This window comes from Neisseria sicca (assembly GCF_003044565.1).
Classification (GTDB): domain Bacteria; phylum Pseudomonadota; class Gammaproteobacteria; order Burkholderiales; family Neisseriaceae; genus Neisseria; species Neisseria sicca_A.
On the sequence record NZ_POXG01000008.1, the window covers coordinates 81,410 to 95,539 of the forward strand.

Here is a 14,130-nt window from a genome sequence, read left to right on the forward strand (position 1 = left end):
AAACATTGGATTGAAGCAAAGGCAAAAGGTCGTCTGAAATTCTAAAACAAGGTTTCAGACGACCTTTGATTAGCTGCCATTTATCGTATAAGGAAATAATATGCAGGGGAATCTACTGCCACTCGACTATGACCTGAGTTTGAGCAAATTCTTGAGAAGGATGGCGCAGATACTGTTCATCTTATCCTTGTGCTTGCCTGCCGTGAATGGAGCTATGGGTTTGCTAGTTTGGTCGGCAGGCTTATTTTTCCTTTGGCTTCCGTTAGGTTGGCCTACATTTGCCAATGTAATTTTTATTGTTTTATATATCAGATTGAATGATGAGAAAGAGATCTTGCCTTTGTTACCCTGTTTAATGTTAACCCTGATGATACCGGGGTCGATATTTGGGTTATCTGGTGTATTTGGCTGGGGATATGTAGTTTGGGTGATGTCGGGTATGCTTGTATGTGCAGATTGGCTGTGTAGCCTTATGCCGCACAAACAGCGCCTGATTGTCAGGTTGGCAATCATGATTTGTCTGATATGGGCTGTCGGCTTAATAGGGCTTGGGCAGTATCAGCAAAACTCAAACGATCAGGATATCTTTGAGAATCTATATTTCAGTGTGTTTTACAATCCGTTAGGTCTTCCAATATAAGCTTTGTATCAACAGTGAAAAGCCAAAACCGGTTGTAACCATCTTTAAAGGCTCTTTGAGATTGGATAGTTTACGATGGGGTTTTGATTAACGCTGATGGGTCGAATTTTGGTTTAAGCTTTTTAAAATCATGAGATTGTTGGAATTGGTTTTGCCGTTGCGAATTTGAATGGTTAATGAATTGCTCAAATTGGGCGACAAATACTTGACAGCGTTTTCAAGTATCTGTATAGTTCTACTTTCTGACGCGGGATGGAGCAGCATGGTAGCTCGTCGGGCTCATAACCCGAAGGTCGTAGGTTCGAATCCTGCTCCCGCAACCAAATTTTCAAACCCTCGGTTCTGCCGAGGGTTTTTTCTTGGCTTTATGGTTGGGTAAGTAAAGCCTCATCAGTAGGAAAGGTCGTCTGAAAACTTGATATTGAGTTTTTCAGACGACCTTCGTCTTTGTATAGTGGATTAAATTTAAACCAGTACGGCGTTGCCTCGCCTTGTCCTGATTTAAATTTAATCCACTATATTCATCATTATCGTGGGTAGAACCCACGTGTTGCCAACAAACTTTGTAACGTGGGCTTTGCTCGCGATCCAAAATTTTAGACGGTCTATTCTCTAATTATCTTCATGGATAAAGCCAACGTTACGGATGCTACCGTCCCTAAAAACAATAGCCGGTTCAAACATAAAGGTCGTCTGAAACCTATATCGGGTTTTCAGACGACCTTTTTGTGTCAATCATTTTCGAGGACGGAGTTCACGCTACGTTTTTTGTGTTGCCAATAGCCTTCGTAGCGTGGGCTATGCCCACGAATCGCTAAACATTTCAGACGACCTTTCCTACGCATTCCTGCATCGTTGATATCGTGCTTCACTTCTGTCCGCTTTGTTCCACCTGCCGTTTGAAGCGTGTGCCTGCGGCGTGGTAGAAGGGGCGAGGGGAGAATTGGCGGGAGACTTGTGAGGCAAAGATGCAGGCGATGAGCAGCCAGAAGAGGAGGTTTTGTCCGCCGGTCATTTCCATCACGACGACGGCGGAGGTGAGCGGCGATTGGGTGGCACCGGCGAGGAAGGCTGCCATGCAGATGAGGACGAGGACGTGGGTGCCTTGGGCGAGTCCGGTGAGGGTGGCGATGCGTTCGCCCAAGACTGCGCCTATGGTCAGGGAGGGGGTGAAGATGCCGCCGGGCGTACCTGTCCAGTAGGTCAGGACGGTGGAGAACCATTTGGCGGCGGCGAGTCCGGCGGGGGCTTCGTGGATGCCGCGCAGGGCTTGGGCGGCTTCGTGGTAGCCTGTGCCGTAGGTTTTGCCTTGGTAAAGCGTGCCGATGGCGGCGAGCAGGATGCCGATGAGGGCGGCGGTAATCAGGGGATGGCGGCGGATGTGTTCGCGCCATTTGGCGGGGGCGAAGGCGGTGGCGCCGAGATACAGGGTGCGCCCGAACAGTCCGCCTGCGATGCCGCACGCGAGTCCGCAGCCCAATACCCAGCCGAGCATATTGTCGAGCGCGCCGCCGCTGAAGCCTGAAAAATAGGGATTGTTGCCTTGGATGGCGACTTGGATGAAACCGGCGGCGAGGACGCCGAGCAGGATTTGCCGCTCCCAACGCAGCATGACTTCGCGCCCGAGTTCTTCGATGGCGAAAATCACGCCTGCCAGCGGGGCGTTGAACGCGGCGGCCAGACCGCCTGCCGCGCCTGCGGCGATAAGATCGTTTTCCTGCATGCCGCGAAAGGCGAAACCGTGTTTTTTGCACCATGCGCCCCACGCGCTCATGACTGCTGCGCCGACTTGGACGGACGGCCCTTCACGCCCGACGGACGCGCCTGCGCACATGGCGAGGAAGGTCAGCGGGATTTTGAGGAGGGTTTCGCGGAGGCGGATCAGGCGGGTTTTGTTAGCGCCGTAGGGCAGGGCGAGGCTGGCGAGCACTTGCGGGATGCCGCTGCCGGAGGTGTAGGGGGCGAAACGGCGGGTGATCCAGACGATGAGCGGCAGCCCGAAGGGCAGGGCGACCCAGGCAAACCAAGGATATTTTTGCACCAGCTCCGCGTTCGTTTCCAACGCGAAATCCGCCATCCAAGCAAACAGGAGGGCGGTCAGCGCAACCAGTGCCGAACCTGCCAGCAGGAACAGAAAAGCAATGCTTTTACGCGAGATGCGGCGGGTTTGGCGGATTTTGTGCGTGATGTGGTAGGCGGGCGGTTTGGTCGGCATGGTATGCGGAAGTGTGGAAAAGGTCGTCTGAAAAGGGTTATTGCGGAAGGGGCACCAATGCGTTAAGAAAGCCTAGAGCGAAGGGTAGTAAAAATGCCGAAGCGATGCCGACACCCCAGTAAATAGATCGGTGCTGTGTAGGTTTGTCAGTGGTGGTGCGCAGCAGTTTGAAATAGAGTGCGAACCAGGCAGATGACACGGCGGCAGTCAGTAACAAGCTGAAGGGAGAGAAGAATGAGTAAAAAACGTAGCTTATCAGTGTCATTATCACGGCATAAAGTACACCCGCGCCTACCGCCCATTTCCAGATGGGATAGAGCTTGTCGGGAAAGTCTAGTGTTCCTGAGGCTTGAAGTCTGCCGAATGTTAATATGAATATAATGTCTAACATGATTATTGCCTTGGAGTAAGATGTTTTTGTTTTCAGACGACCTCGAGGTCGTCTGAAAAAGAGGAGCGGCATTCATCCTATTGCCCCTCCAGTCAATGCATAATAAATAAGTTTGCCAAAGAAAACAATTTTTCGGTCAGTAGGGTTAAGGCTATACCTGAAAGAATGCCCAGTCCCCAATAGATAAACCGGCGGCGTTTCGGGTTGGTCGTGGTACGCAACATTTTGAAATACAAAAGCAAGCAGCCGAACATGCAGATGGTTTGAAACAGGATGAGGGGGAGGCTGTCAATGGCTTTGGAAATCGAATCATGAACGATGATTGTCACTATGCGTATGCATAAATAAATCAAAGCCGAGCCTGCCGCCGAATGCCAAAAGGGGACGGGCGAGTCGGATGAGTCGGTTGTCCTGTGGGGTTGAAGCCTGCCGAATAACAATATAAAGACAATGTCAGACATAATGATGGCTCCCTTGACGTAAGCTGTTTTTGTGTTTCAGACGACCTCGGGGTCGTCTGAAATGTTATGGTGCGGCGATATGGGGCAGTATAGTGAATTAACTTTAAACCAGTACGGCGTTACCTCGCCTTAGCTCAAAGAGAACGATTCTCTAAGGTGCTGAAGCACCAAGTGAATCGGTTCCGTACTATCTTGTACTGTCTGCGGCTTCGTCGCCTTGTCCTGATTTAAATTTAATCCACTATACCGCGCTAAGGCGTGTCAGTACGTTGATCATCCGCAACGCCGAAGCGGCTGCCATACCCCGGTAAACACAGTGATGCAGCAGAACAGTATGGGCTTTCTCAAATAAAGCCCGCGTTACGGTTTGCGCTTGGTCTAAAGGTCGTCTGAAACGGTTTTCAAACGACCTTTTTTCGTGCTGCCTTAACCTGTATTGCGCAAACCTTGTGCCACGCCGTTGATGGTCAGGTGCACCATCAGGAGGGTGTGCGGGTCGTGCGGGTCTTTGCGCAGGCGTTTGAGCATGGCGACTTGTAGGCCGTTGAGCGCATTCAGGTACGGAATCCGCAGGGCGAGCGAACGGGCGAGGCTGCGGTTGTCGCGCAAGAGTTCGTCGGTTTGCAAAAGGTCGAGCAGGGCTTTGCGGCTGCGTTGGTATTCTTCCTTAATCATGCCGAAGATGACGGCGGCTTTTTCGGGCGATTCGCTCAAGCCGGCGTAGTTTTCGGCGAGGGTGATGTCGGTTTTCGCCATGACTTGTTCCATATTGGAGAGCATGGCTTGGAAGAATGGGTTGTGCTGCGCGTGTTCCTGCAGGGCGGCGAGGGTTTCGGGTTTGCCTTCGCACAGGCTTTCCACTGCGCTGCCGAAGCCGTACCACGCGGGCAGCATGAGGCGGTTTTGCATCCATGAGAACACCCACGGTATCGCGCGCAAATCCTGTATCCGCGCCAAGGTCTTGCGGCTGGCGGGACGGCTGCCGAGGTTGAGGGTAGCGATTTCCTGTATGGGGCTGGTTTGCAGGAAATAGTCGATGAAGTCGGGGTGGGTAATCAGCTCGCGGTAGTATTTGAACGATACGTCCGACAATGCCTGCATGAGTGCGGGTTCGGGGTCTTTTTGATCGGGCAGCAGGCTGGCTTCGAGCGTCGCGGCGACGAGGGTTTCGAGGTTGCGCACGGCGTTGCCGGGGTCGGCGTATTTGGCGGTGATGACTTCGCCTTGCTCGGTGATGCGGATTTGTCCGGCTACGCTGCCTGCGGGTTGGGCGAGGATGGCTTGGTAAGACGGGCCGCCGCCGCGTCCGACGCTGCCGCCGCGGCCGTGGAAGAGGCGCATACGGACATCGTATTTTTTGAAGAGTTCGACCAAGCCCAATTCCGCCTGATAGAGGCACCAAGAGCTGGTCACGTAGCCGCCGTCTTTGTTGGAATCGGAATAGCCGAGCATGATTTCCTGAATGTTGTCGCGGCTTTGCAGCAGGTCGCGGTACCATTTGCTGCTGAACATGGTTTCCATGACGGGGCAGGCGTTTTCGAGGGCTTCGATGGTTTCGAAGAGGGGGACGATGTTGATGCGGCTTTGCGGTTTGCCGTTTTCAACTGTCAACAGACCGCTTTCTTTAAGCAGCAGCGCGAGGGCGAGCAGGTCGCTGGGCTGTTCGCAGTTGGAGATGATGCTTTGGGTAACGGCGTTTTCACCGAATTCGTCTTTGATGTTGCGCGCTTCGTTGAAAATCGCCATTTCGCGGCGGGTGTGTTCGCTGTAAGTGATGAACGGGCTGGACAGCGGCCGCTGGTGTTTCAGCTCGCGCAGCAGGACGGTTTGTTTTTCCGTTTCGGAAAGGCTGGCGTAGTCTTCCAAACCGGCGTGTTTGAAGAGTTCGGCAACGACATCGGCGTGTTTTTCCGCGTGTTGGCGCAAGTCGAGCGGCATCATGTGGAAGCCGAACACGGACACGGAGCGGATCAGGTCGGCGAGCCTGCCTTCGCCCAAAAGTGCGCTGCCGTTGTCGCGTAGGGAGCGTTGCAGCTTGTGGAGGTCGTCTGAAAACTCTTGCGCGGAGGCATAAGGCATCATGAAGCCGAATTTGCAGCCCATGCCCAAACCGAGCGAACGGGCTTTGCCCATGACGCGCGCCATAATGTAGGCGATGGCGCGGCGGTACGGCTCTTCGGTGCGGGCGATTTCTTCGTCGGGCGATTCGTCGGACAACGCCATCACGTCGTCGTTGACTTTGACGCGGCGGACGGAAAGCGGCAGCTCGCGGTAGAGTTTGTCGAGTTCGCCTCGGTAAAAACGGAACACCGCGTCGGCATGGCGGCGGAAAGCGAAACGCAAGGTTTCGGCAGATACGAACGGATTGCCGTCGCGGTCGCCGCCTATCCAGCCGCCGATTTTTAAGATGTCGGGCACGTCAACATCAGGATAGGTCGTCTGAAATTCGCGTTCCATGCTGCGATAGAGTTTGGGCAGCGCCTCGAAGAAACTCATCGGGAAGATGGATACGCCGTTGTTGATTTCATCGTTGACGCTGAGTTTGTGGTGGCGCGTTTCGCTGGTTTGCCACAAGCCCAGCAAAATAGTGTCGATTTCGCGACGCAATTCCGCCAGCGCGTCGGCATGGGTGCAGCGTTCGCGGCGGGGCAGGAGGGCGCGGATGCGGCGGTTGAAGTTCAACACGGTTTGGCGTTGCACTTCGGTCGGGTGCGCGGTCAGAACGGCGGTAACATTGGTCGTATTTAATTGTTTTTGAACCGCCTTGCCGCCGATTTTCGCCGCTTTGAGTTTGCGTACCGTTTCCGCCAAGCTGCCTTCCGCGCCGCCGTGTCCCGCCTCTTCGTGGATTTGGCGGCGGCGTTCGTGGTGGACGTCTTCGGCGATGTTCAGAATCTGCGCAAACAGACCGCAGGCAAGTGTCAGGTCGTGGGTTTGCTGTTCGTCCAGTTGCGGCAAAACCTTCTCAATCAAAGCCGCGCTGTCGTCCGAAGTGGACAACAGCTTGACCGTTTCCACCACCAAAGGCGAAGCTTCTTCGTGCAGAAGTTTGTACAAAGACTGTTTTAAAAATTCCGCGTCTGCTGCCAGAGCGGCGTCCTTGGGATTGTTCAGGATATGCAGTTGCATGATTTTCTCTCTTTATTTATTTATCTCAAAAACAAACGTAAAACATTGTATAGCAGGTCGTCTGAAACCGCCATCGGAAAAGGTGTTGCAAAACGCTGAAACTTGATGTAACCCGCGTCCGCACAAGCCGAGCCGTTAATTCCTTAACAAAACCGTCCGTGCATTTCAGTCCGATTATTCTGCCGTTCGTATCCGCAGCATAGTCCGAAGCGCAGAAATCCCGTAAAATACTACGACATAAAATCCTATTTTCACGCAGGCACAGTATGTTCAACTTCAATTCCGTACGCGAAAACGACAAACGCCAACCCACCGTCCGCACCGCCGTAGCAGGCGGCTCCATCAACATGAGTACTTCCGCCATCAAAGTTTTGGCGGAAAACGCCACCCAAAACGCAGGCATCCTCAACGTTGCCCGTATCGCCGCCGTCCAAGGCATCAAGCAGGTCGGGCTGCTTGTCCCGCTTTACCAGCCCCTCCCCCTGCAACACGTCCGCGTCGATTTCGATGTCGATATCGAACTCGCCTACGTCAAAGCCACCGTAACCGTTTCCTCGGAAGTCGGCAAAAGCATCACGACCGAAGCCATTACCGGCGTCAACATCGCCCTCATCTCCATCTACGACATGATGAAAGAAGTCGACCAGTCCATGATGATGACCCGCATCCACCTCGAATCCGAAAGCGGCGGCGAACGCGGTCCGTTCGTATTCGACGATGCCTACGAAAACATCGATTTCTGATTGAACAAACAAAAAGGTCGTCTGAAAACCGGTTTGAGGTTTCAGACGACCTTTGGCATGAGGCATACGGATGGATACAACAGGAGGCCAACATCGGGACGGCGTTGCCCGTTTTGCCGATTCCATCCGTGATACAACATTCAGACGACCCATTATGAACGACCAACAATTGCTCCGTTACAGCCGCCACATCCTTCTCGACGAAATCGGTATCGAAGGGCAGGAAAAAATGCTTGCTGCCTGCGTCCTCGTCGTCGGCTGCGGCGGGCTGGGTGCGGCAGCCCTCCCGTATCTTGCCGCTTCGGGCGTCGGCAAACTCATCATCGCCGACCACGACACCATAGACGACACCAACCTCCAACGCCAAACCACTTTCACCGAAGCCGATATCGGACAAGCCAAAGCGCAAGTGATGGCAGGTCGTCTGAAAGCCGTCAACAGCGCGTGCGACATTACCGCATTGACCGAGAAACTGGATAAAGCCCGCCTGATCGAACTCATGCGCACCGCCGACATCGTCCTCGACTGCACCGACAACTATCCCACCCGCCAAGCCATCAACCGCGCCGCCGTCGCCACACGCACCCCGCTGGTTTCCGGCGCTGCCGTGCGTTTTGAAGGACAAATTGCCGTGTACCGTCCCGATTTTCCTGACAGCCCTTGCTACGCCTGCCTGTTTGACGGAGATACCGCCGACGACGGCGCCTGCGCCTTGTTCGGCGTGTTTTCCCCGCTGGTCGGCATCATCGGCGCCACCCAAGCTGCCGAAGCCCTCAAAATCCTCACCGGCGCAGGCGAACCGGCACACGGCAAACTGACGGTTTACAACGCACTCACTGCCAAATGGCAGACATTCCGCGTCCATAAAAATCCCGATTGCAGCGTATGCGGTAAACCGCGCTGACCGTAGTGGGAAGGCCCGCTAAAAGTGATAAAAGATACGGAAACCAAGTTTCAGACGACCTTTTCAAGAAGGTTTAAGCCGTAGGAAAGGTCGGTTTTGCATCGATAAAACTGTCCTACGCGGCTTATTTCACATAAAATGGGGTTGCCTGAATAACCAGCAATCTTGGGATACGCTATGGACACAGACCTCCAGCAAACTGAACACCTGCAAATATCCTTCTCTCCTACCGATCAAGACAGACGCTATGCGGGAAAGCGGCTTTTGCGTTATATAGAGCCTGCTTGGCGGCGCAAATATTGGTTTGGTTCGGCTGCGTTCCTGCTGGTGTGGGGTAGTCTATTCGTCTTTGCTTGTTGGTTGCTTAACGGCATCAACAATACTTAAATACTTATATTCAAAACTGCTATCTGTTTGCCGATTCGCAAACTGACAGTTTGGAGTACTGTCTGTATAAAGCTGGGGACGACGGCAGCTCCCTATGGATAATGGCGGGTCTCATCTACGCCACCACCATGGTAACGTATTTCGAGCAGCGTTGGATATATCGCAGCTTTACCCGCATAGTCAGCCATCCTCTGGATGGGCGACGTTTCTCCGTCATCCTTTCAGCCGAAGGCCTTACTCAGGAGGAGGCAGGGCGCAGCAGGCATTTCCATCATTGGGCAGGCGTGGAACGTATCATCGAAGACCAAGCATTCCTGCTGTTTTATATTGACCGTAACATCGTCTATTTTATTCCGATGGCCGCCTTTGCAGAGGCGGGAATGGATGCCCACGCGTTTTATACCCGGGCGATGGAGTTGAAGGCTGCAGCAGAGTAGGTAAAACCAAACGAAACAAAGGCTACCTGAAAGACCATTTTTGGTTTTCAGGTAGCCTTTGTTCTTCAAATGCAGGGCTGATTTAGTCCTTCAACTTAGCCAACTGAGTTTGAACTTTCGCCATTTTGTCTTCCAACTCCGCCAAATCGGCTTTGTCTTTTTCCACCAGATGCGCGGGGGCTTTTTCGGTGTAGCCGGGTTTGGAGAGTTTGGCGTTGAGTTTGTCCAAGGCTTTTTGCAGCTTCTCGGCCTCTTTGCTCAAGCGGGCGGTTTCGGCGGCTTTGTCGATTTCGACTTTCAGCATCAGGCGCGCGCCGTTGCAGACGGCGACGGGGGCGTCTTCGCTTTCGGGCAGGGCGGCGACTTGCTGTGCTTCGGTCAGGCGGGTCATCATCGGCAGGTACTTGAGGTAGTCTGCCAAGTCGTCCGCGCTTTCGACAAACAGTGGGGCTTTCACGTTGGGCTGGATGCCCATTTCGCCGCGCAGGTTACGGACTGCGCCGATTAAATCCTGCAACACGGTCATTTGCTCGAAGGTCGTCTGAACGATTTGTTCGCGGTCGGCTTCAGGGAAGCGGGCGAGCATGATGCTGTCGGCGGTTTTGGCGTCGCACATGGGGGCAACGGTTTGCCACAGTTCTTCGGTGATGAAGGGGATAATCGGATGCAGTAGGCGCAGGGCGGCTTCGAGTACGCGCAATAAGGTATGGCGTGTGGCGCGCTGGCGGCTGGCGCAGCCGGTTTGAAGCTGCACTTTGGCAAGTTCCAAATACCAGTCGCAATAGTCGTTCCATACGAAGCTGTACAGGGTTTCCGCCGCCAAATCAAAGCGGTAGGTTTCGTAGGCTTGCGTTACTTGCTCGATGGTCTGATTCAGACGACCTATGATCCACATATCGGGGAAGGAGTAGCCGCGCGGTTCGGTGGCGGTTACGCCGTAGCCGCAGTCTTGGTTTTCGGTGTTCATCAAGACGAAGTTGGTGGCGTTCCAGATTTTGTTGCAGAAGTTGCGATAGCCTTCGGCGCGTTTGAAGTCGAAGTTGACCGAACGCCCCAAGCTGGCGTAGCTTGCCATGGTAAAGCGCAATGCGTCCGCGCCCATGCTGGGGATGCCTTCTGGGAAGAGTTTTTTCGTGGCTTCTTCCACTTTCGGCGCGGTTTCGGGTTTGCGCAGACCGGTCGTGCGTTTCACCAGCAGCTTGTCCAAGTCGATGCCGTCAATCAAATCGACGGGGTCGATGACGTTGCCTTCTGATTTGGACATTTTTTTGCCTTCGTGGTCGCGCACGATACCGTGGATGTACACGTCTTTAAACGGTACTTTGCCGGTGAAGTGGGTGGTCATCATAATCATGCGCGCCACCCAGAAGAAGATGATTTCGTAGCCGGTTACCAAGACGTTGGACGGCAGGAAGGCTTTGAGTTCATCGGTTTCAGACGGCCAGCCGAGCGTGGAAAACGGCACGAGCGCGGAGGAGAACCATGTGTCCAATACGTCTTCTTCGCGGGTCAATCCTGTTTTGCCGGCTTGTTTTTCGGCTTCCGCCTGATTGTGGGCGACGTACACATTGCCTTCGTTGTCGTACCATGCAGGGATTTGATGACCCCACCACAGTTGGCGCGAGATACACCAGTCTTGGATGTTGTTCATCCATTGGTTGTAGGTGTTGACCCAGTTTTCAGGGATAAAGCGTACCGCGCCGCTGTCGACGGCTTTTTTGGCTTTGTCGGCGAGGCTCAGGCCTTTGAATTCGCTGTCAGGCTCGCCGCCGTTTGGCGTAGCGGACATGGCGACAAACCATTGGCTAGTCAGCATCGGCTCAATGACCGAACCTGTACGGTCGCCTTTCGGCGTCATCAGTGTGTGCGCTTTGATTTCGACCAACAAGCCTTGTTCCTGCAAATCGGCAACCATTTGTTTGCGTGCGGCAAAGCGGTCTAAGCCAGCGTATTTTTCAGGCAGGGCAAAGCCTGGTTGCGCTTCGCCTTTGAAGTTGAACACTTCGGCGTTTGCCAGCACTTTGGCTTCCAAATCGAACACGTTAATCAGGCGCGTGTCGTGGCGTTTGCCGACTTCGTAGTCATTGAAGTCGTGCGCAGGCGTGATTTTCACGCAGCCGGTACCGAAGTCTTTTTCAACGTATTCGTCGGCAATCACGGGGATGGTGCGGCCGGTCAGCGGCAGGATTAGTTCTTTGCCGATCAAATGGGTATAACGTTCGTCTTCAGGATTGACGGCTACGGCCACGTCGCCCAGCAGCGTTTCGGGACGGGTGGTCGCCACGATAACGGCTTCGGCGGGATTGTCCGCCAGCGGATAGCGGATGTGCCACATAGAGCCTTGTTCTTCCACACTTTCCACTTCCAAATCCGATACTGCTGTACCAAGCACGGGATCCCAGTTCACCAAGCGTTTGCCGCGGTAAATCAAGCCTTGCTCATACAGGCGCACAAACACTTCGGTCACGGTTTCAGCACGCACATCGTCCATCGTGAAATACTCGCGCGTCCAGTCGGCAGAACAGCCCACGCGTCGCATTTGTTGGGTAATTGTGCCGCCAGAAACTTCTTTCCATTCCCACACTTTTTCCAAGAATTTTTCACGACCCCAATCATGACGGGACACGTTTTGCGCGGCAAGCTGACGCTCAACCACGATTTGCGTGGCGATACCCGCGTGGTCGGTGCCGGGAATCCAGGCGGTGTTGCAGCCTTTCATGCGGTAGTAGCGGGTCAGGCTGTCCATAATGGTTTGGTTGAAGGCATGGCCCATGTGCAGCGTGCCGGTTACGTTGGGCGGCGGCAGTTGGATGGAAAAAGACGGTTTGGTCAAATCCATATCGGGCTGGAAATAACCTTGGGTTTCCCAGTTTTGATAGTGTTTGGATTCGATTTCGGCGGGATTGTATTTGTCTAACATGGTAAAAAATGCTGTCTGTAAAAGGGTTTGCGGGCAAACGTCTGTTTAAAAAATAATTGCGGATTATAGCGCAAAAAGGTCGTCTGAAACGGAATATCGTTTCAGACGACCTTTTTGAAACAAATCGAAACGGGCTTATTTGCCTTTGTCGGATTTGGCTTCTTTTTTCAAGGAAGCGTACAACTCAGGGTCGCGGTTTTTCAGCAGGGAGGCAATCGCCAAATCGTCGCGGTTTACTTTTGCCAAGTCAACGCGTTCGATGTGTACCAAGCGCAGCAGCTCGCGTACAGGTTTGGGCATATTGCGACCGGATTCGTAACGTGAACCACCGGATTGGGTTACGCCGATACGGCTCCAAAAGTCCATTTGGTTCAAACCGAGTTTTTTGCGGATATCGCGGATGTTGTCAATTTTCTCAAACGACTTCATGAAAATTCCTTTTTCTTCTGTATTGTTTGTTGATAAGCAAGAATCTGCTTCTTCACATTGGGAAGGGGCGCAAATTAGTTTTCAGTAGCAAGGTTCCTTACAGAGGAAATCATTAATTGCGACATAAAAAACTATCTATACTGAATTGTTAGACAGTATATTCGAAAGAAGTTTTGTAGAATTCTTCATAAATTGGCTAAATATTTCCAAGTTAAATATTTTATAGAAGAAAAAACATTTAAAACAACAGGATAGTAATTTAGCAAGAATAATATTTTACATAAATAAACAGTCGTATCGGGAATGTTGCGTTTGACATTATTTATAATACATAATTGTTTTGCATGAAATTGTAGAGAGAGTGCAGTGGAAATGAGCGGATATGTTTATATTTCAGTCCGATGTTTAGCCTTGAATTGGATAGTCGAGAATGGGTTTTGATAATGATTGATTTGGCTGAGGATGGTGCAGAAGCATTATTCTGCTGTTGAGTTCTGGTAGGGACAATTTAAAAAGGTCGTCTGAAAACCTTGTTTGCGTTTCAGACGACCTTTTTTGCTTTGAAAACAGGATGATGGTTTGCCCGATTAGGGTTTGCCGGTGGCAGGGCTGATGGTCAGGATTTCGTAGCCGGTTTCTGTCACTAAAACTTCATGTTCCCATTGGGCGGAGAGGGAGCGGTCTTTGGTCACGACCGTCCAGCCGTCGTTTAGGATGCGCAGGTGGCGTTTGCCTTGGTTGATCATCGGCTCGATGGTGAAAATCATGCCGGGCTTCAGGACGACGCCTTGTCCTTTGCGGCCGTAGTGCAGGACTTGCGGGGCTTCGTGAAAACCGCGTCCGATACCGTGTCCGCAAAATTCTTGTACAACGGAATAGCCTGCGTTTTCGGCAACTTGTTGGCAGGCGTAGCCGATGTCGCCCAAGGTTGCGCCGGGTTTGACGGCAGCGATGCCCGCCATCATGGATTCGTGGGTGATGTCAATCAGGCGTTGGGCGATGGGGGAGACTTTGCCGACGGTAAACATACGGCTGGAGTCGCCGTGGAAGCCGTCTTTTTTGATGGTCAGGTCGATGTTGATGATGTCGCCTTCTTTGAGCGGCTTGTCGTCGGGGATGCCGTGGCAGATGACGTGATTGACGGAGGTGCAGCAGGATTTGGGGTAGGGCGGGTTGCCGTAGTGCAGGGGGGCGGGATAGCCGCCTTGTACGTTGACGTGGTAGTCGTAAACGAGTTTGTCGATTTCGTTGGTGGTTACGCCGGGTTTGACGAATTGTCCGATGTAGTCGAGGGCTTCGGCGACGAGTTTGCCCAGTTCGCGCATTTTCTCGATTTCTTCGGGGGTTTTGATGATGATTTCGTTCATGTTGTTTCCTTGATGGTTTCAGACGACCTTAGTGCGGCACAAAGGTCGTCTGAAAGGGAAGGGGATGAGTCGGCAGCTTGCTTTTGGCACACTGCAACGAGGCGTGC

Annotated in this window: 12 protein-coding genes and 1 tRNA gene; 6 read left to right on the forward strand and 7 right to left on the reverse strand. The window is 52.9% G+C overall.

Annotation, left to right across the window (positions count from 1 at the left end; all coding sequences use genetic code 11):
• Positions 1-100: 100 nt before the first annotated feature.
• Positions 101-640 carry a hypothetical protein gene (locus tag DBZ16_RS13075; protein WP_107814300.1) on the forward strand — a complete coding sequence of 180 codons (540 nt, stop codon included), beginning with the start codon at positions 101-103 and terminating at the stop codon, positions 638-640.
• A gap of 246 nt (positions 641-886) precedes the next feature.
• A tRNA-Met gene (locus DBZ16_RS13080) sits at positions 887-963 on the forward strand.
• A 545-nt stretch (positions 964-1,508) separates the two neighbouring features.
• Here the strand turns inward: DBZ16_RS13080 and DBZ16_RS13085 are convergent.
• From DBZ16_RS13085 to ppc, 4 genes are all read right to left on the reverse strand, one after another.
• Positions 1,509-2,855, reverse strand: a complete 1,347-nt coding sequence (locus DBZ16_RS13085; RefSeq protein WP_107814301.1) for a chloride channel protein — start codon at positions 2,853-2,855, stop codon at positions 1,509-1,511.
• A 37-nt stretch (positions 2,856-2,892) separates the two neighbouring features.
• Entirely contained in the window at positions 2,893-3,246 is a 354-nt protein-coding gene (locus DBZ16_RS13090) for a hypothetical protein (RefSeq protein WP_060974580.1), read from the reverse strand.
• Between the two features lie 92 nt (positions 3,247-3,338).
• Positions 3,339-3,707 (reverse strand): hypothetical protein, encoded by a 369-nt coding sequence (locus DBZ16_RS13095; RefSeq protein WP_107814302.1) that lies wholly within the window; start codon positions 3,705-3,707, stop codon positions 3,339-3,341.
• A gap of 426 nt (positions 3,708-4,133) precedes the next feature.
• Positions 4,134-6,836, reverse strand: a complete 2,703-nt coding sequence (gene ppc / locus DBZ16_RS13105; RefSeq protein WP_107814303.1) for a phosphoenolpyruvate carboxylase — start codon at positions 6,834-6,836, stop codon at positions 4,134-4,136.
• A gap of 266 nt (positions 6,837-7,102) precedes the next feature.
• On the opposite strand from ppc, the gene DBZ16_RS13110 reads away from it, so the two are divergent.
• The 4 genes from DBZ16_RS13110 (at position 7,103) to DBZ16_RS16445 (ending at position 9,307) form a co-directional block, all read left to right on the forward strand.
• The gene (locus DBZ16_RS13110; RefSeq protein WP_107814304.1) at positions 7,103-7,579 is read left to right on the forward strand and encodes a cyclic pyranopterin monophosphate synthase MoaC; all 477 of its coding nucleotides are present in this window, start codon (positions 7,103-7,105) and stop codon (positions 7,577-7,579) included.
• A 154-nt stretch (positions 7,580-7,733) separates the two neighbouring features.
• Positions 7,734-8,483 (forward strand): HesA/MoeB/ThiF family protein, encoded by a 750-nt coding sequence (locus DBZ16_RS13115; RefSeq protein WP_107814305.1) that lies wholly within the window; start codon positions 7,734-7,736, stop codon positions 8,481-8,483.
• A gap of 177 nt (positions 8,484-8,660) precedes the next feature.
• A complete protein-coding gene (locus DBZ16_RS16440) occupies positions 8,661-8,870 on the forward strand; it encodes a hypothetical protein (RefSeq protein WP_240600380.1) in 210 nt (69 codons plus the stop codon).
• Between the two features lie 101 nt (positions 8,871-8,971).
• Positions 8,972-9,307, forward strand: a complete 336-nt coding sequence (locus DBZ16_RS16445) for a YcxB family protein (RefSeq protein ID WP_240600382.1) — start codon at positions 8,972-8,974, stop codon at positions 9,305-9,307.
• An 82-nt stretch (positions 9,308-9,389) separates the two neighbouring features.
• On the opposite strand, the gene DBZ16_RS13125 is transcribed toward DBZ16_RS16445, so the two are convergent.
• From DBZ16_RS13125 to map, 3 genes are all read right to left on the reverse strand, one after another.
• On the reverse strand, positions 9,390-12,227 hold the full coding sequence (locus DBZ16_RS13125) for a valine--tRNA ligase (RefSeq protein WP_107814306.1): 2,838 nt from the start codon (positions 12,225-12,227) through the stop codon (positions 9,390-9,392).
• A 135-nt stretch (positions 12,228-12,362) separates the two neighbouring features.
• Positions 12,363-12,656, reverse strand: a complete 294-nt coding sequence (locus DBZ16_RS13130; RefSeq protein ID WP_003744960.1) for a helix-turn-helix domain-containing protein — start codon at positions 12,654-12,656, stop codon at positions 12,363-12,365.
• Between the two features lie 587 nt (positions 12,657-13,243).
• Positions 13,244-14,023 (reverse strand): type I methionyl aminopeptidase, encoded by a 780-nt coding sequence (gene map / locus DBZ16_RS13135; RefSeq protein ID WP_003768885.1) that lies wholly within the window; start codon positions 14,021-14,023, stop codon positions 13,244-13,246.
• Positions 14,024-14,130 lie beyond the last annotated feature (107 nt).